The organism is Streptosporangium sp. NBC_01469 (assembly GCF_036227305.1).
GTDB lineage: Bacteria > Actinomycetota > Actinomycetes > Streptosporangiales > Streptosporangiaceae > Streptosporangium.
In genome coordinates this window covers 3,311,172-3,328,525 of record NZ_CP109465.1, presented here as the reverse complement: position 1 = coordinate 3,328,525, position 17,354 = coordinate 3,311,172, and the positions used below count along the sequence as shown (strand labels likewise).

15 protein-coding genes are annotated in these 17,354 nt (G+C 72.8%); 11 read left to right on the top strand and 4 right to left on the bottom strand.

All coding sequences use genetic code 11. The features are described from left to right. The first annotated feature begins 28 nt into the window (after nt 1-28). From OG587_RS15130 to OG587_RS15115, 4 genes are all read left to right on the top strand, one after another. Entirely contained in the window at nt 29-1,603 is a 1,575-nt protein-coding gene (locus OG587_RS15130; RefSeq protein WP_329090758.1) for a serine/threonine-protein kinase, read from the top strand. Further along, a complete protein-coding gene (locus OG587_RS15125) occupies nt 1,600-3,525 on the top strand; it encodes a hypothetical protein (RefSeq protein ID WP_329090756.1) in 1,926 nt (641 codons plus the stop codon). Before OG587_RS15130 ends, OG587_RS15125 begins: the two co-directional genes overlap by 4 nt. Then, complete coding sequence (locus tag OG587_RS15120; protein ID WP_329090754.1) at nt 3,518-5,068, top strand: protein kinase domain-containing protein; 1,551 nt, start codon at nt 3,518-3,520, stop codon at nt 5,066-5,068. The genes OG587_RS15125 and OG587_RS15120 overlap by 8 nt, the downstream gene beginning before the upstream one ends. A gap of 171 nt (nt 5,069-5,239) precedes the next feature. Then, a complete protein-coding gene (locus OG587_RS15115) occupies nt 5,240-6,568 on the top strand; it encodes a hypothetical protein (protein ID WP_329090751.1) in 1,329 nt (442 codons plus the stop codon). Between the two features lie 14 nt (nt 6,569-6,582). Here the strand turns inward: OG587_RS15115 and OG587_RS15110 are convergent, their stop codons facing one another. Beyond that, complete coding sequence (locus tag OG587_RS15110) at nt 6,583-7,503, bottom strand: winged helix-turn-helix transcriptional regulator (protein ID WP_329090750.1); 921 nt, start codon at nt 7,501-7,503, stop codon at nt 6,583-6,585. 274 nt (nt 7,504-7,777) lie between these two features. Here OG587_RS15110 and OG587_RS15105 point away from each other — a divergent pair, with 274 nt between their 5' ends. The 4 genes from OG587_RS15105 (at nt 7,778) to OG587_RS15090 (ending at nt 11,862) form a co-directional block, all read left to right on the top strand. After that, complete coding sequence (locus OG587_RS15105) at nt 7,778-9,229, top strand: carotenoid oxygenase family protein (RefSeq protein WP_329090748.1); 1,452 nt, start codon at nt 7,778-7,780, stop codon at nt 9,227-9,229. A gap of 85 nt (nt 9,230-9,314) precedes the next feature. Further along, a complete protein-coding gene (locus tag OG587_RS15100; protein WP_329090746.1) occupies nt 9,315-10,481 on the top strand; it encodes an acetyl-CoA C-acyltransferase in 1,167 nt (388 codons plus the stop codon). After that, nucleotides 10,478-11,557, top strand: a complete 1,080-nt coding sequence (locus OG587_RS15095) for an LLM class F420-dependent oxidoreductase (protein ID WP_329090744.1) — start codon at nt 10,478-10,480, stop codon at nt 11,555-11,557. The genes OG587_RS15100 and OG587_RS15095 overlap by 4 nt, the downstream gene beginning before the upstream one ends. Before the next feature lie 113 nt (nt 11,558-11,670). After that, the gene (locus OG587_RS15090; RefSeq protein ID WP_329090742.1) at nt 11,671-11,862 is read left to right on the top strand and encodes a hypothetical protein; all 192 of its coding nucleotides are present in this window, start codon (nt 11,671-11,673) and stop codon (nt 11,860-11,862) included. Nucleotides 11,863-11,931: 69 nt separating this feature from the next. Here the strand turns inward: OG587_RS15090 and OG587_RS15085 are convergent, their stop codons facing one another. Together OG587_RS15085 and OG587_RS15080 are read right to left on the bottom strand one after the other, a co-directional pair. Continuing rightward, nucleotides 11,932-12,243 carry a DUF3817 domain-containing protein gene (locus tag OG587_RS15085; RefSeq protein ID WP_329090740.1) on the bottom strand — a complete coding sequence of 104 codons (312 nt, stop codon included), beginning with the start codon at nt 12,241-12,243 and terminating at the stop codon, nt 11,932-11,934. Between the two features lie 29 nt (nt 12,244-12,272). Further along, the gene (locus OG587_RS15080; RefSeq protein WP_329090738.1) at nt 12,273-13,085 is read right to left on the bottom strand and encodes an SURF1 family protein; all 813 of its coding nucleotides are present in this window, start codon (nt 13,083-13,085) and stop codon (nt 12,273-12,275) included. A 206-nt stretch (nt 13,086-13,291) separates the two neighbouring features. Here OG587_RS15080 and OG587_RS15075 point away from each other — a divergent pair, with 206 nt between their 5' ends. Next, a complete protein-coding gene (locus OG587_RS15075) occupies nt 13,292-13,468 on the top strand; it encodes a hypothetical protein (RefSeq protein ID WP_329090736.1) in 177 nt (58 codons plus the stop codon). Nucleotides 13,469-13,634: 166 nt separating this feature from the next. Here the strand turns inward: OG587_RS15075 and OG587_RS15070 are convergent, their stop codons facing one another. Beyond that, complete coding sequence (locus OG587_RS15070; protein WP_329090734.1) at nt 13,635-15,419, bottom strand: gamma-glutamyltransferase family protein; 1,785 nt, start codon at nt 15,417-15,419, stop codon at nt 13,635-13,637. A gap of 130 nt (nt 15,420-15,549) precedes the next feature. Between OG587_RS15070 and OG587_RS15065 the strand changes: the two genes are divergently transcribed. After that, entirely contained in the window at nt 15,550-16,677 is a 1,128-nt protein-coding gene (locus tag OG587_RS15065) for a sensor histidine kinase (protein ID WP_329090732.1), read from the top strand. Continuing rightward, nucleotides 16,674-17,321, top strand: a complete 648-nt coding sequence (locus OG587_RS15060) for a response regulator transcription factor (protein ID WP_329090731.1) — start codon at nt 16,674-16,676, stop codon at nt 17,319-17,321. Before OG587_RS15065 ends, OG587_RS15060 begins: the two co-directional genes overlap by 4 nt. Nucleotides 17,322-17,354 lie beyond the last annotated feature (33 nt).

Genomic DNA, 17,354 nt, shown 5'->3' with positions numbered 1-17,354 from the left:
GCTGTCCGCGATGGGATAAGCGAACGGGGTGAGCGGGATCGACACTCGAGTGCTGGCGAGCCGTTACCGGCTGCTGAACCCTCTCGCCGAGGGTGGGGCGGGCACGGTCTGGCTCGCCACCGACGAGACGCTTGGCCGCGACGTGGCGGTGAAAGAGGTACGGCTCCCGCCTGACCTCGATCCCGTCAGGCGGCAGGAGCTCTTCACCTCGGCGCTCCGGGAGGCCAACCTCGCCGCCCGGCTCAAGCACCCCTCGATCGTGACCGTCCACGACGTGGTCATCGATCAGGAACGGCCCTGGCTCGTCATGGAGCTGCTGTCGGGCGCGTCCCTGGAGCGGACCGTCCGCGACCGGAGGCCGCTGCCCGCGCACCAGGCGGCCAGGATCGGCGTGGGCATCCTCAGCGCGCTCGGCGCCGCCCACGCCGCCGGGGTGGTCCACCACGACGTCAAGCCGGGCAACGTCTTCCTCACCAGGACCGGCAAGGCCGTCCTCACCGACTTCGGCTTCGCGGTCGCCGAGGGCGAGGCCACCTCGGGCCGGACCGGCCACCTGGTCGGCTCGCCCAACTACATCGCGCCGGAACGGCTGCGCGGCGAGCGCGGCGGCCCCGCCTCCGACCTGTGGTCCCTCGGCGCCACGCTCTACTTCGCCGTCGAGGGGGTGCCGCCGCACCCCGCGGAGAGCCCCATCGCGGCGATCAGCCGGGTGCTCACCGAGCCGCCGAGGCCGCCGGAGCGCGCGGGCGAGCTGGGCCCGCTGCTGACGCGCATGCTCGACCCGATTCCCGAGGGCCGGCCGTCCTTCGAGGCCGTCGCCCGCTCGCTGGGAGAGCTGGCCGCCGGTCGTACGCTCGCCGGGACACCGGCCGCGCCGGCCGTCCCCCCGCCGTCCCCCGGCCCCGCCCCCGTCTCCGTACGGCCGTCCGAGCCGCGCCCGGGCCGCACGGCGCTGTGGGCCGCCGTGGAGACGGCCGGGATCGCGGTGGTCGTCGCGGTCACCTTCGGGGTGACGTTCCTGCTGACCTCGGACCCCACGGCCGCCGAGAAGCGGGTCAGGCTCAGCGAGGGTCCCGGCGCCTTCGCCACACCGGTGGACGTGTGCAAGCTCATCCCCGGCGCCATGGCCAGGCAGCTGCTGCCCGCGCTGGCGGGCGAGGGCAAGCCGACCAACGACGGCGGCTGCCAGTGGGCGGCCAGGGGCATGGGGCTGGAGGTGCGCCTCTCCGGCGGCGACCAGTGGGGCAAGAGCCCGCGGCAGGCCCACGAGCTGTTCGTGAACCGGCGCCAGAGCGTCATACCGAGCGGGGAGAACGCCTGGAGCTGGCCGGAGATCCAGGCCGGCATCCGCTCCTCCCGCTCCACGGCGCCGACGGCGGTGAAACCCGTCGGGGACGAGGCGTTCGGCTACGACGTCTACGAGAATCGCAAGACAGGCAGGCTGGAGCAGAGCTACGTGGTCGTACGCGTGGACAACCTCGTCCTCGACGTCGGTTACACCGTGGTGGACGGCAGCAAGGACGGCCCGGCGATCCAGGCGGGCGCCCACACCACCGCGACGTGGATCGCGAACGCCTTGAACAAGCAGAAAGCGAGCGGATGAACCATCCAGACGTCCCTCGATCGCAGGGCAGGCACGCGGGCGGGCAGGCCGCTCCCCTCGCGCCGGGACCTGGGATCGCCGGAGCCGAGGGCGCGCCGATGCTTGAACAGAGCTCGCTGGAACAGGTGGTCGCCCGGTTCGGGCCGATGTCCCCCCAGCAGGCCGCGGTGGTCGGGGTGGCCGTGCTGGACCAGCTCGTGGCGATGCACAGGCAGGGCATGCTCCACGGCGACGTGCGGCCGAGTTCGGTGCTGCTCGGCCCGTACGAGCAGATCGTCCTCGCCGGGCCGTCCCTGCCGTCCTCGCTCTTCACCTCTCCCGAGGGGGTGACCAGCCCGGCCGCCGACCTGTGGTCGCTCGGCGCGACCCTCTACACCGCCGTCGAGGGCCGTCCGCCGTCGCCCGGCGGTTCCCTGGACAACGCGGGCCCGATCGCGCCCCTCCTGTTCCACCTGCTCGCGGGCGATCCCGCCCAGCGGCCCGATCCGGTCGCCCTGCGCGGCGCCCTGATCGACGTCTCCCAGTACCGTCCCGAACCTCCGGTCGCGCCGCCCCCCGCGGGTACGCTCCCCCCGGCCTCGGGCAGCCCGTTCCCGCAGGTCGCGGGAGCCTTCGATCCGGGAGCCTCCGGCCCCCTCACCCCTTCCGGGTCCTTCCCCCCCTTCCCCGCCGGGACGCCGGCGGCCTTCGGGCAGGCGCCCCTCCCGGGCGCCGGAGCATCCGGGGCACCGGGAGCGGCCACCACGCCCGGACCGGGTACGACAGGCCCCACCTCGACCGGACCCGCGTCGACGACAGGACCCCAGAGGTACGACGCGACCGCGCCGACCGGGGGTCCCAGAGCACCCGGAGCCGCCGGAAAGCAGGAGGACGACGGGATCGCTCCGGTCGCCGCGGGGGAGTCGACCGCGCCCTTCAGGAAGAACCTGACCGAGCAGATGTCCGCGATCACCGCGAGGCTCCCCCTTCAGGACGTCCCCGTCCCCCCGCAGGTCGCGCTCTCCTCCTCCCCCGGCACGCCGATCATCTGGCAGGCCCCGCCCTCGGCCCCGCCGCAGCAGGGCACCCCCCACCAGGGCCCGTCCCAGCAGGGACCGCCGCAGCAGGGACCGCCGCAGCAGGGGCAGCCCAACCCCGGCGCGCCCCTCCCGCCCGGCCCCACGCCGCCCCACCCGAACCCGCAGGACGCCCCCACCGCGCGCGAGCCGGCCCCCCTCCTCCTCCCGGCACCGGAGGGCCCGCCCGCCGAGCCTCCGACGCGGACGACCGGGGTGCTCGTACCCCGGCCCGTCGTGGCACTGACCGGTGTGCTGCTCTTCGGCATGGCGGTCACCATCGGCGTCCTTCTCACCTCGCTGGTCACGAACTCGGACGACGGCCTCACCGCCACCGAACCCTCCGGCGCCAAGGGCCGCTTCGCCACGGCCCCCAGGGCCTGCAGCCTGCTCGACGAGAAGCAGGTGAACGAGGTCGTGCCGGGCTTCAAGAGCTCGGAGGTCGAGCGCTCCGTCTGCAACTGGCTCAACCAGCACGACTGGCGCAAGCCCAACGTCGAGAAGTACGACCTGCGGGTCCGGCTGATCGCCCAGAGGCAGGACGGCTCCGAGGTCATGAGGGCCAGGGAGTATCTGGCGGGCAAGAAGAAGGACCTCGTCGACAAGGGCCAGTTCACCACTCCCAGGCCCCTCCCGCCCAAGGACCTGCGGGGCATCGGCGAGGAGGCGTTCACCTCCGGCGCGTACAACTCCATCAACCTGTACGGCGGCTCCTACAAGGTGACCGTGGTCTTCCGGATCAGCAACCTGATCGCCGAGGTCGACTACGAGCGGGGCGGTGTCAAGGAGGACCCCGACGGCAAAATCTCCGAAGGCGCGCTGAAGGTGTCCCGCTGGCTCACCGAGTCCCTGAAGACCGATGACTGATCGGACGGCGGGCCCGCTGCCCGTGCTGGCGGGCCGCTACCGGGCCGTCGAGAAGCTCGGCGCGGGCGGGATGGGCGTCGTGTGGCGGGCCCGCGACGAGCTGCTCCACCGCGAGGTGGCGATCAAGGAGGTCAGGCTCGACCCGAACCTGCCCGAGGCGCAGCGCGCCGAGGCTCGGGAGCGCACCCTGCGCGAGGCGCGCGCCGCCGCCCGGCTGGGACACCCGTCCATCGTGGCCGTACACGACGTCGTCGCGCAGGACGGCCGTCCGTGGATCGTGATGGACCTGGTCAAGGGCCGTTCGCTGGAACAGGCGGTCCAGGCCGAGGGGCCGCTCCCGCCACGGCGGGTGGCCATGATCGGCCTGGCCGTGCTGGACGCGCTGGCCCTCGCGCACAGCCGGGGCATCGTGCACCGCGACGTGAAACCGGCCAACATCATGCTCGCCGGGGACGGCGGGGTGCTGCTGACCGACTTCGGCATCGCCACCCTGGAGGGGGACGTCCAGCTCACCTCGCCGGACGCGCTGATCGGCTCCCCCGGGTACATGGCCCCCGAGCGGCTGCGCGGCACCGACGACGGCCCGGCCACCGACCTGTGGTCCCTGGCGGCGACCCTGTACACGGCCGTCGAGGGCCGGAGCCCCTTCCGCCGCGAGAGCTCGGCCGCGACCATCGGCGCGATCCTCACCCAGGAGGCGCCCCAGCCCCGCCGGGCGGGGGGTCTGGCTCCGGTGCTCATGGCGGCGCTGGTCAAGGATCCCCGGCTGCGGCCGGGAGAGTCGGGGCTGCGCGCGGCCCTGCGGCAGGTCTCCCAGGGACTGCCGGTGGAACCGCTCTCCCCGTTCTCACCCGCCCTGCCCGCCTCGCCTTTCTCCGCGCAGGAGACCGCGCCCGGAAGGCCGGCGGCCCCGCGCCGCCGTACCGGCCTGATCGCCGGGGCCGCACTGGCCACGGTGGCGCTGGGGACGGCCGGGGCGGTGGTGCTGATGACGGCGGCGGGCGACCCCGAGGCACCCGCGACCCCGTCGCCCACGGCCGGCGCCGGGCGGTTCGCCACCTTACCCGACGCCTGCTCGCTGCTGGCCGGCGCCCAGAGCCGGGCCGTGGTGCCCGGCTCGACCCCCGAGCCCGCGGCGACCTCGGCGCCGGAAGAGAAGTCCTTCTGCGACTGGGGCGGCCCGTCAGAGGTGCGCTGGTTACAGCTCTCGCTGACCCGCAAGGCACCCGTGCAGGCGAAGGCCGCCCCTGAGGTGGCCCACGCGTTCTTCGTCTCCGAACGTACCAAGATCATCGCTGACAGGGGGGACGGCCTCCTCGGCACGACCGGCGCCGTCAGGAACGCCGACCGGGTGGGCGCGGAGGCCTTCGCCTACGACGTGATCGCGCTGGACCGAGTCCACTCCATGGTTCGTTTCCGGATCAGCAACCTGCTGGTCGAGGTCGACGTGTCACAGAAGGGCGAGCGTCCGGACGCCGAGCTGCGCGGGCGGGTCCTTCGCGCCGCCCGCCAGGTCGCCGAGAAGCTGAACAACAGTGACTGAGCGCCCCCGCCCCGCGCCCCGCCCGGCCACCCCCGGGCGACCGGCACGCCTCAGCACCGCATATAGGCGACCGGCACACTCCGGCACCACACACCGGCGACCGACGCACTTCGGCTCCGCCACCCCCGGGCGACCGGTGCACCCCAGCACCACCACCCCCGGGCGACCGGCATGACCGACCCGAACCTGCTGGCCGGTCGCTACCGGCTGCTGGAGCGCCGCGACCGGGCCGGGACCACCTGGCGTTCCCGCGACGAGCTGCTCCAGCGTGACGTCACGATCACCGGGATACCGCTCCCGCCGCCCGGCCCGCACCGCGACGGGCTTCTCGGCCGGATCCGCGCCGCGGCGGACTTCAGGCACCCGAACGTCATCGCCCTGCACGACGTCGTCTCCCTCCCCGACCGGGTGTGGCTGATCCTGGAGTCGGTCGAGGGCCGCTCGGTGCTGCAGACCGTCCGGGCCGAAGGGCCGCTCACCTCCGAGCGGGCGGCCGAGGTCGGGCTGCGCGTACTGGACGCGCAGACCTCCGCCCACGAACGAGGCGTTCGTCTCCTGGCCGGCCCGGAGAGCGTACTTCTCACCCCGGACGGCAGGGTCGTGGTCACCGGCTTCGCCATCTTCGACGCCACCGACGAGCTGCGCGACCTGGGCGCCGTCCTGTTCACCGCCGTCGAGGGGCAGGCGCCGGGCACCGGGCCGCACACCGGGCCGCGCCCGGCGGACGGCACCGCCCCGGGGAACGCCGGCGGGTCCGGCCCCGCCTCGGGAGGCACCGGTGCGGCGGGTTCCGGCCCGCTGGCTCCGCTGCTGGAGGGCCTGCTGGCGGCCGACCCCGCCCGCCGCCCGGACGCCACCACGGCTCGAACGATCCTGCGGGGGCTCACCCCACGCCCCGCCGGGTCACGCCGTACCCGCCCGCTCCTCGTGGCCGCCACGCTCACCCTCCTGGTCGGTGGCGGTACGGCGTTCTGGCTGCTCTGGCCCCGTCCCTCGGCCCAGCCACAGGACACGGCTCCGGTACCGCTGCCCACCTTCTTCGCGAAGGCCCCGGATCCGTGCTCCCTGATTTCCGGGGAACAGGCCGGCCGCCTCTACCTCGCGCCCTCCCCGTCGAGAGACAAGACAGCGTGCGAGTGGCCGCCGGCGGACAACACCGCGCCCGGCAGCCTCAGGAACGCGCTGGAGATCACCGTCGTCCGCGAACCGAAGGCGGCGCTCGCGCACGCGACCTACCTTCGCCTCCGCTCGAGGGACGTGAAGGACTCGCGGACCGTGAGCGCTCCGGCCGACGTGCCGGGGCTCGGTGACGAGGCCTACGCCTACCAGCTCGACAACGGCCTTTCGAGTGTCAACTCGGTGGTCGTGCTCCGTACGGGGAACGTCGTGACGGCGCTGCAGTATCACCGGTTCACCGTTCCGGACACCGGCGGCAGGGGCCGCGCCGGAGCGCTCCAGGCGGCCCGCTGGGCGGTCGACTCACTCCGCGGCCGGAGGTGAGCCCCGGACCGCCGTCACTCGGGTAGGACGAAACGGACCTCGCGCCGCTGGAGCGGCCGGCCGCACGCCCTGCACAGCAGGACCGGCTGGAAGGCCGCGCCGCAGAGCGCGTGGGTGATCGACAGGGCCGAGCCCTCGGGGGCGGGGAGCTCGCGCTGGGCCCAGTCGACCAGGAAGGCGAAGACCTCGAAGAAGGCCAGCCCCTTGTCGGTGAGCCGGTACGAGCCGTCGGGGCGGGCGTCGAAGACGCGCAGCTCGACGAAGCGGCGCAGCCGGTCGGTGAGCACCGAGGGCGCGATGCCGAGACCGGACTGGAAGTCGACGAAGCGGCGGGTGCCCAGGAACGCCCCGGCCAGGACGCTGGTGCTCCACCGGTCGCCGAGGATCTCCATCGACGCCGGGCAGTAGCCGATCAGGTCGGGCGGGGCGTCGGAGCGGACCGTGCGACGGTGCCGCCGCGGCGGGCCGATCCGGGAGAACGTGGCCAGCGGGCCGGGCTCGGTCCTGGTGTCGCGGGCACTCATCGGCTCCAGGCAGGAACCACACCCGAGGTAGGGCTTGGCGTCCTGGCCGCACTGCTCGTGCAGCAGCGGCGGGAGCCGTCCCGGGTCGACCCAGTCGCGCTCCCACGCCTGGATGGCCACCAGCAGGGCCCACAGCTGGAGCCCGCGCTCCGTCAGCCGGTACTCGTAGCGGGTGCGGCCGTTGCGGTACGCCGACAGCTCGAAGATGCCGTGGTCGACCAGCTCCCTGAGCCTGGCGGCGAGGACCGACTCGGATATGCCCAGCGCGTCGTGCCAGCCGGCGAAGGTCCGGATCCGCAGCAGGAACGCCCGCTGCAGGATCAGCAGCACCCATCGATCTCCCAGGATCGCCAGCGCCTGCCCGATCGCACTGAGCTCGGCTCGTGCCGGCTCCCGCTCAGTGCCGTCCACAGCCTGTCCTCCAGATGGTCGCGTGGTCGTCCTCGTCACCGGCGAGCGTGGCCGCGCCCTTTCGGTCGCGCCCGTCGCCGGCGAGTGTCGTCGTGCCCGGTACCGACGAACATGATCGTGCCCGTCTCCAGCGGACACGGTCATTCCTGTTTCCCGGCGAAACCGCCAAACTACCAACCCCGCACCGCCCGAACCGCCCGGTGCCCCCTTCGGCCACATCCCTGGCGGGAACGGCCATTGACGGGCTGACTTCTTTTATCATAGCGTCCAGGGCATGGCGGAACCTGTGATGGTCATGGACGAGTCGGGCGAGCCGAATCCGTACCTGCTGGGCGTCTACGCGCCGGTCCAGGACGAGATCACGGCCGAGAACCTCAAGGTCGTCGGCGAGATCCCCAAGGACCTCAACGGCGTCTACCTGCGCAACGGGCCCAACGCGCGGTTCCCCGTGAAGGGGCGCTACCACTGGTTCGACGGCGACGGCATGGTGCACGCGATGCACTTCGAGAACGGCCGGGCCCGCTACCGGAACCGCTACGTCAGGACCAGGGCGTTCGAGGCGGAGTCGGCCGCCGGGCGGTCCCTGTGGACCGGCGTGATGGAGAACCCCAAGGGCAACCCGTTCGGCAACACCCGCGGGCTCGGCCTCAAGGACTCCGCCAACACCGATGTGATCTTCCACCGCGGCCGGCTCCTCACCACGTGGTACCTGTGCGGCTCCCCGTACGGGATGGATCCCCTCAGCCTGGAGACGCTCGGCGCCGAGACCTTCCTCGACACGCTGACCGGTGACTTCATGGCCCACCCCAAGGTCGACGAGCGGACCGGGGAGCTGTTCTGGTTCGACTACGGGCCCCGCAGGCCGTATCTGCGCTACGGGGTGGTCGGCGCGGGCGGGCAGGTCGAGCACTGCGTGGAGCTGGAGCTGCCGGGGGCCCGGCTGCCGCACGACATGGCGATCACCGAGAACCACGCGATCCTCATGGACCTGCCGCTCTACCAGGACATGGACGCCGCCCGCCAGGGCCGCTACAAGCTGACGTTCAACCGGGAGCTGCCCTCGCGCTTCGGCGTCATCCCCCGGCGCGGGCAGGCGCACGAGATCCGCTGGTTCGACGCGAAACCCTGCTACATCTACCACGTCGTCAACTCCTGGGAGGAGGACGGGGAGATCGTGCTGGACGTCTGCCGGGTGAGCCGTCCCGCGCCCGCCGGGAGCGGCAGCCCGCTGGCCCGCATGATCTCCTACCTCAAGCTCGACGCGCGGATGTACCGCTACCGCTTCGACCTGCGCACCGGCCGCACCTCCGAGGGATTCGTGGACTCGGACCACAACACCGAGTTCCCCTCGATCGACGCCCGGCTGACGGGCCTGCGGTCGCGCTACGCCTACAACGTCTCGGTCAAGGACGCCGCGACCAACCTCTTCGACGGCCTGGTCCGCTACGACAACGTGACGGGCGGCAAGGAGACGTACTACTACGGCGAGCACCGCTACGGCAGCGAGGCCCCGTTCGCGCCGCGCGACGGCGCGACCGGCGAGGAGGACGGCTACCTCGTCAGCTTCGTCACCGACGAGCGCGAGGGCACCTCCGAGGTGCAGGTCCTGCACGCGGCGAACCTGGGCGCGGGGCCGGTCGCCCGGATCATCCTGCCCCAGCGGGTGCCGCTCGGCTTCCACGCCACCTGGGTGCGCGCGGACCAGCTGAGGAGCTCGACCGCGTGAGGCTCCCACGACCGACGGCGGGAGCGGCCGGGCGGCGAGCCCGCGCGAGAACCGCGCACGACATCCGGCAGGAGCGGAACAGGTAATGACATACATCTACGAAACGGTCAGAACCCCACGCGGCAAGGCCAGGCCCGGCGGAGGGCTCGCGGACGTGACGCCGCTGACCATGCTGGAGAGGCTCCTGGACGCCCTGCGCGAGCGGACGGGTGTCGAGCGGGCCGACGACATGATCGTCGGCTGTGCCTCGCAGAACGCCGACCAGGGCGGCAACCTGGCCAGGACCGCCGCGCTGACCTCGGGCTTCGACGCGCCCGGCATGACCGTCAACCGCTACTGCACCTCGGGCATCGACGCGGTCCGTACGGCCTTCGCGCTCGTGGAGTCCGGGCAGAGCCGCACCGTGGTCGCCGGAGGGGTCGAGTCGGTCTCCCGGGTGCCGATGTTCTCCGACGGCGGGCCGCTGTGGGCCGACCCCGCGGTGGTGGACAGGGTCGGGTCGATCCACATGGGCACCGCGGCGGACCTGGTCGCGACGGTCGAGGGCTTCGAACGCGAGGAGCTCGACGCGTACGGCCTGCGCACCCAGACCCTGGCCGCCGAGGCATGGGCCGCCGGGCGCCACGACCGCTCGCTGGTGCCGGTCAACGACCTGCGGCGCGACGAGCACGTGCGGCCGGGCACGACCCTGGAGGCGCTCGCCGCGATGGACCCCGCCTTCGCAGGCCAGGACGACCAGGACGCCATCGTCCGCAGGCACCGTCCCGAGGTCGGCGAGCTGCGCCACCTGCACACCCGGGGCACCTCCCCCAGCCTGTGCGACGCGGCGGGCCTGCTCCTGATCGGCTCCGAGGCGACCGGCTCGGAGCTGGGCCTGCGCCCCAGGGCCAGGATCGTGGCCACCGCGACCGCCTCCGTCGATCCGGTCACCATGCTCACCGCGGGCCAGCTCGCGGTCGAGCGGGTCGTCGCCGGAGCCGGTCTCACCCCCGACGACGTCGAGGTCTACGAGTTCGCCGAGGCGTTCGCCGCCCTGTGCCTGAAGTTCCAGCGGGACCTGAAGGTCGGCGACGACCGTTTCAACGTCAACGGAGGCACCATCGCGATGGGCCATGCCTTCGGCGCCACCGGCGCCATCCTCGTCGCCGCCTGCGCGGACGAGCTCGAACGCCGCGGGGCCCGGTACGGCGTCGCCGCGGTCAGCGGGGCCGCGGGCAGCGGTTCCGCCGTGCTGCTGGAGCGGGTCGCGTGAGGCTGGGCGTCTCCCTCGGGCTCTGGCAGGACCGGCCCGCCGAGGAGGCCCTGCTGACCGCGAGGGCCGCCGACGAGCTGGGCTACGACGAGCTGTGGGTGGGCGAGATGGCCACCTACGACGCCTTCGCGCTGGCCACCGCGATCGGGCTGTCCACCGGCCGGATCGGGCTCACCGTCGGGCCGCTGGCGGTGGCCGTACGGGACCCCATGATGATCGCGATGGGGGTGGCGTCGGTGGCCGCCCTCGTCGGGAGGCCGGTGAACGTGGCGGTCGGCACGTCGAGCCCGACGGTCGTCGAGGAGTGGCACGGCAGGTCACGGGCGCGGTCGGCGGCCGTACTGCGGGAGGCGGTGCGGGCGCTCAGACCGCTCCTTGATGGCGACAAGTCCGATTTTTCAGGTGAATGCGTGAAAAGCCGTGGCTATCGGCTCCGGCTCCCGGCGCCCCGCGCCGAGCTGACCGTGGCCGCCTTCGGCGCCTCCGCCGTGCGGACCGCCGCGACGGCCGACCGGATGGTACTCAACCTGATCACCCCCGCCTCGGCGGCCCGTCTGACCGCCGACCTCCGCGCGGCGGCCCAGGCGGGACCGGCGCGGACACCGGCCCAGGACCAGGCCCAGGACCAGGGGCAGGCCCAGGCGCAGGGCCAAGCGCGGGAACAGGCACAGGAACAGGACCGGGGAAAGCGCCGGGATGCGACCCCCGCGCCGGCACGGGCGCCGAGGGTGGCGGCCTGGGTGACGGCCGCGGTCGACCCGGGGCGCGAGGCGGTCGACCGGATCCGACGCGCCGTCGTGGGCTATCTCGCCGCGCCCGGATACGGCGAGATGTTCATCGAGGCCGGATACGGGGACGTGGTCGCGTTCGCCAGGACCCGCCCGCACCCCCGCGAGCTGCTGGCCGCCATCCCCGACGGCCTGCTGGAGTCGGTCGCCCTGCTCGGCGACGTGGACGCGGCCCGCGAGCGCCTGCGCGCGTACGCCGACGCGGGGGTGGACGAGGTGGCCCTGGTCCCGGTCAGCACGGACGCCGACCCCGGCGGCGTGGCGACGCTCAAGGCGCTGGCGAGATAGTCAAATCACGATATATCTCGGTTGGAACCACGGTGATAGGTCCACACGTTGGACTGGCGACGCACAATGAACTAAAGACGGGGCGTCCGCCCCGCGTTCGGAGGATGTTGAGGATGTCGCCCGTCCAGAAGTACGCGATCGGCGCCGGAGCAGTGGTGTTCCTGTCGTGGCTTTTCCTGCCAGGTTTCGTGACGCTGCTGGTCCTCCTGGGCGTCGTCGCCGCCCCGGTCGTCGGCTACCTGATGCTCGACCCGTCACAGCGCGAGCGCCTCAAGCGCTCGCGTCGCCGGGGTCTCGGCCGCTGACGCGGCAGGTGACCCGGCACGGCACGGCCCGGCCTCGCGAACCCGCGTCTCCGGGCCGGGCCGGGCCGGTCAGGCGGTGGCGGTCGCGAGCTCCGACTCCACCCGGTGGGTGACCCTGCGCTCGAACACGAACGAGAGCAGCGGCACCGTGCCCGCGAGCATCACCCCGAGGATGTACGGCCACGTCCAGCGCGCCTTCATGCCCAGGTTCATCGTGGCCACGAGATAGAGCATGTAGAGGAAGCCGTGGATCGGAGAGACGATCTTCGAGGGCTGCTCGATGCCGAAGCCGTACCTGAGCACGATGCAGGTGACCAGGACGAGCAGCATCACGCCGACGATGTAGGCCAGGATGCGAAAGGGCTTGAGAGCGGATTCCACGGTCGGTTACCTCGGTCTTGGGGTTCGGTTCACGGGGCGGTGCGGGCTGGCAGGGCGGGGGTCTCCGGCTCGGGACCGGGGACGGGATCAGCGGCGTCGGCGGCGTCGGCGGCGTCGCGCTCCCGCGCGCGGTCGCGCAGCGCGTCACGAACGAAGTGCCACCACATGAAGACCGCGAAAAGCCCGAAGATCCACCACTGGGCGGCGTAGGCGAGGTTGCGCCAGGTGAGCCCGCCCGGCTCGGTCGGCGGGGGAACGCTCACCGGCCTGGCCGCGACCTCGGGAGCCGGTGACTGGGTGGAGGCGACCACGAACCCGTCGCGCAGCTTCGTACCCCGCCAGAGGTTGATCAGTTCGGCCGACGACACGGTCAGCACCTGCCCCGGCGGCAGCTGCCGGGTCCGGCGCTGGACGCTGTCGGTGGCCTCAGAGGCCTGCAGGCGCCCGCTGAGGGCCACCCTGCCCCCGGCCGGGGCCGTGACGGCGGGGTCGCCCGCCGTGGCCACCCAGCCGCGTACGACCGGGATGGAGGTGCCGTCTCCGAGGTCGAGCGGCGAGAGCAGCCACAGGCCCCCGTCGCGCTCGGCCACCAGGAGCTGCTTCGAGGCGTCGAAGGTGCCCTCGGCGGTCACCCGGCGGCTGACGGCGTCGGCCGTCAGGTGCTTTCCGGGCGTGGTGAGGGTGGTGACCGCCACGGGGGCGGGGTCAAGCAGCGAGTGGGGCCTGCCGGAGTCCTCGAAGACGCCGAGTTGCCACCTGCCCAGCAGCCCGCACACGACAAGGGCTCCGACCGCGAGCAGGTGGAGCACCACCACGCGGGCGGAGAACAGGATGCGGAGCATGACACCACGCTATCCGGCCGGGTCGGCGGTCCGGTCCCCAGTACCCGTCCTCGGCCAGGCACCGGGGCACATCACCGCCCCCATGACCTCCCAGCGCCCTGGCGACACGGCCGACACCCGATCTTCGGCCAGGAACCGGGACATCCTTCCCGTGAAAGTGGACAAATCAGTGTTGGGAGGTATCCCGTATCGCTAAAGTCATCTCCATGTCTGATCCTCAGCAGATTGACCCTGCGGGCAACACCCAGGCGTTCCGCGCGTTCGCCCAGCGCAAGGACCCGGAGGCCGCTCCCGAGAAGCGGTCGCTCGCCCTGCCGATCACCGCGGCGGTGGTGGTCGCGGTGCTGGTCGTCGTCGCCGTGGTCGCGTACCTGCTGCTCTAACGACCGGGAAGTCCGCAGCGCCGACGGCATCGCCCTCGGCGCTTTTCGCGTTCCCCAACGCTCTTGACGGCGTCCGGCACCCCGGGCGGCGCGGTCTGGACCGCGCCGCCCGGGGTCGGCATCCGTTCGTACCGTCACCGTAGGTGTCGGCGCGAGGGCGTGAACCCTATCTGCGCTCGCTCACCACCAGCGCGCTGCCGCCACCGCGACGGGTCGGCTCCGCCACCGCCTGGAGTTTCCCGTGCCGCAGGAACTCGACCGCCGTGGCCGCGCCGATCTCGGGATTCAGTACGAGGCTGTGGCCCCGGGCGGTGAGCTCGGCGCCGTAGCGGTCGATGAAGGCCTGCTCCGCCTGGGTCTGGGCGGTGTTGCGCTGGGTGGCCCTGGGCGCGGCGAGCGCCTCGGGGAGCGACATGCCGAGGTCCCAGCGGTTCACCAGGATCTGCAGCACGGTGGTGATGATCGTCGAGCCGCCGGGGGAACCCAGCGCGAGCAGCGGCCTGCCGTCGTCCAGGACGATCGTCGGCGCCATCGAGGAACGGGGCCGCTTGCCCGGCGCGGGCAGGTTCGGGTCGCCCGGAGCCGGGCCGAAGGTGAAGTCGGTCAGCTCGTTGTTGAGCAGGAAGCCCCGGCCGGGGACGACGATGCCGTTGCCGCCGGTCGACTCGATGGTGATGTTGTAGGCGACCACGTTGCCCCACCGGTCCGTGACCACCAGGTGCGTGGTCTCCGGTCCCTCGGGGGCCGAGGGGGTGGCCTCGGCCGGCGGCGGGGCCTGGCACGGCCCGTACGTCCCGTCGGGGTTGCCCGGCGCGGCCGGGCTCGCCAGTGCCCGCTCGCCGATCAGGCAGGCGCGCTCCTTGGCGAACCCGTCGGACAGCAACTCCTTGAGCGGGACGCCCGGAATGTCGCCGACGTACCTGCCCCGGTCGGCGAAGGAGAGCCTGGACGCCTCCAGGTACTCGTGCTCACCGACCTTCGGCAGGGCCTCAAGGATGTTGAGCGCCTCGCCGACCGTCGAGCCTCCCGAGGACGGCGGCGCCATGCCGTACACGTCCATGCCCTTGTACGTCACCTTCGTGGGCGGCCGTTCGAGCGCCCGGTAGGCCTTCAGGTCGGCCAGTTCCATCAGCCCCGGCCGCACGTTGCGGGTGGAGCCCGGAGTGACCGGCGGCTTCTTCACGGTGGCCACGATCTCGGCGCCCAGGGCGCCGCCGTACAGCCACTCGCCGCCCTGCCTGCCGAGCCCGCGGTAGGTGGCGGCCAGCTCGGGGTTGCGGAAGGTGGAGCCGACCGGCGGCGGGGCCCCGCCCGGCAGGTAGAGCTTGGCGGTGGAGGTGAAGTCCTTGAAACGGGCGGCGTTGGCGGCCGTCTGGTCGTAGAAGGTCTGGTCGACCTTGAACCCCTCGGACGCGACCTCGACCGCGGGCTTCAGCGCCTGGCGCAGCGAGAGCGTGCCGAACCTGCGCAGCGCCAGCTCCCACTGGGCCACGCTGCCGGGCACCCCCGCGGACAGCCCGCTGGTCACGGCCTCGTCGAACGGGATGCCCTCCAGAGACGTCGGCCCCATCGCCCTCGGCGCGGTCTCCCTGCCGTCGATCGTGTGGACCTTCTTGCGGCGCGCGTCGTAGTAGACGATGAACCCGCCCCCGGCCAGCCCGGCCGAGTAGGGCTCGGTCACGCCCAGGGTGGCCGCCGCGGCGACCGCCGCGTCCATGGCGTTGCCGCCCTCGCGCAGCACGCCCAGCGCGACCTTGCTGGCGTCGAGGTCGACGGTCGAGACCGCGCCCCCGTACCCCTCGGCGACGGGTTTCTTCTCCTCCCGTGGCCACACCTGTGACACCTGTGACGCCTGTGACGCCTGTGGAGAGGCGGCGGCGGGTTGAACGAGCAATACGGAACTTCCCACCAGGATCCCCGCCAGGGGGGTGGCGATTCGACGATTGATCATGAGACCTCCCGCAGACAGCTTGACTCAGCCCGCGAGCCTTGTCAGCCCCTTCCCTACCGCGGGGGATGTAGTACCTCATGCCTCACGAGACGGACGCGCCCTCCGGGCGGGCGCACGTACAGTGCTGAGCGTGCGCGCCAAACCCCGCTGGGCCGAGTTCCTGCTCCCGCTGTTCGCGGGGGTCTTCCAGGTCATGGGCACCCGCGGCGTGCAGTGGTGGCAGGTCAACGACCCCGGCATGCTCAGGGTCCCGCTCGACCCGCTGGGCTGCGCGCTCCTGCTGGCCGGGCCTCTGGCCCTGATCGTACGCCGCCGCCACCCGGTGCTCTGCCTGGCCGTCGCGGCGGGCTCGACCGTGATCTTCATCGGCCTCGGCTACTCGTACGGCCCGGTCTTCCTCAGCCCGATCGTCGCGTTCCACACCGCCGTGGTGAGCGGCCACCGGCGGGCGGCCTGGTCGATCTGGGGCCTGGCCTACGTCTTCCTCGTGGTCTACACGTCCTGGCTCGCCCCCGTCCGTACGGCCGGCTGGCTCCACGACCTCACGGTGGGCGCGCTGATGGGCCTGGTCCTGGTGGTGGCGGAGTTCTCGCGGGCCAGGAGGGAGCGGCAGGCCGAGCGCGAGCGGGTGGAGGAGGAGGAGCTGCGGCGGCAGGCCAGCGAGGAGCGGCTGACCATGGCACAGGAGCTGCACGACGTGCTCGCGCACAACATCTCCCTCATCCACGTGCAGGCGTCCACCGCGCTGCACCTCATCGACGACCACCCCGAGCAGGCGCGGACCGCGCTCACCACGATCAAGCAGGCGTCCAAGGACGTGCTGACCGAGATGCGGTCGGTGCTCAACGTCCTCCGCGACGGCGCCCCCCGCTCCCCCACCGCCGGGCTGGGCCGGCTCGACGAGCTCATCGAGCGCAGCGGGCTGCCGGTCACCAAGGAGATCGTCGGCGAGGCCGGGCCGCTGCCTCCCGGCGTCGACCGGGCCGGGTACCGCATCGTGCAGGAGGCCCTCACCAACGTCACCCGGCACGCCCCCGGCGCGTCGGTCACGGTCGTGCTCGGCTACGGCCCCCGCGCGCTGACCGTCCAGGTCACCGACTCGGGCGGCGACGCCCCCGGGGAGAGCCTGGGCAGCGGGAACGGCGTCCCCGGCATGCGGGAGCGTGCCTCGGCACTCGGGGGAACGCTGACCGCCACGCACCACGGCCGGGGCTTCCGCGTCGAGGCCCGGCTGCCGATCCCGGAGGAACCCCAATGATCAAGATTGTTCTCGCAGACGACCAGGCCCTCGTCAGGGCCGGCTTCCGTGCCCTGCTGGACGCGCAGCCGGGGATGACCGTGGTGGCCGAGGCCTCCGACGGGGCGCAGGCCCTGCGGCTCGCCGCCGAGCACGAGCCGGACGTGGTCCTGATGGACATCCGCATGCCCGGCATGGACGGGCTGACCGCCACCCGCGAGATGCCCGCCGGGCCGAAGATCATCATCCTGACGACCTTCGAGCTGGACGAGTACGTCTTCGAGGCCCTCCGCAGCGGCGCCAGCGGCTTCCTGGTCAAGGACACCGAACCGGCCGAGCTCATCCAGGCCGTCCGGGTGGTGGCCGGAGGCGACGCCCTGCTCTCCCCCGGCGTGACCCGCCGCCTGATCGCCGAGTACGCGAGCCGCGCCAAGGAGCCGCACCACACCCGTGACCTCGGCCTGCTCACCGACCGGGAGCGCGAGGTCCTCGCCCTGGTCGGCACCGGCATGACCAACGACGAGATCGCCGGCGAGCTCTTCATGAGCCCCGCCACCGCCAAGACCCACGTCAGCCGGAGCATGATGAAGCTCCACGCCCGCGACCGCGCCCAGCTGGTCGTCATCGCCTACGAATCCGGCCTCGTCCGCCCCGGCTGGGTCTGACCCCGACGCTCTTCCGCGAGAACCCCGCGCCTC

Coding starts and splice junctions, on each gene's coding strand:
- OG587_RS15115 (WP_329090751.1), top strand. CDS start 5,240: ATGACCGACCCGAACCTGCTGGCCGGTCGCTACCGGCTGCTGGAGCGC.
- OG587_RS15080 (WP_329090738.1), bottom strand. CDS start 13,085: ATGCTCCGCATCCTGTTCTCCGCCCGCGTGGTGGTGCTCCACCTGCTC.
- OG587_RS15105 (WP_329090748.1), top strand. CDS start 7,778: ATGGCGGAACCTGTGATGGTCATGGACGAGTCGGGCGAGCCGAATCCG.
- OG587_RS15075 (WP_329090736.1), top strand. CDS start 13,292: ATGTCTGATCCTCAGCAGATTGACCCTGCGGGCAACACCCAGGCGTTC.
- OG587_RS15060 (WP_329090731.1), top strand. CDS start 16,674: ATGATCAAGATTGTTCTCGCAGACGACCAGGCCCTCGTCAGGGCCGGC.
- OG587_RS15125 (WP_329090756.1), top strand. CDS start 1,600: ATGAACCATCCAGACGTCCCTCGATCGCAGGGCAGGCACGCGGGCGGG.
- OG587_RS15070 (WP_329090734.1), bottom strand. CDS start 15,419: ATGATCAATCGTCGAATCGCCACCCCCCTGGCGGGGATCCTGGTGGGA.
- OG587_RS15090 (WP_329090742.1), top strand. CDS start 11,671: ATGTCGCCCGTCCAGAAGTACGCGATCGGCGCCGGAGCAGTGGTGTTC.
- OG587_RS15120 (WP_329090754.1), top strand. CDS start 3,518: ATGACTGATCGGACGGCGGGCCCGCTGCCCGTGCTGGCGGGCCGCTAC.
- OG587_RS15100 (WP_329090746.1), top strand. CDS start 9,315: ATGACATACATCTACGAAACGGTCAGAACCCCACGCGGCAAGGCCAGG.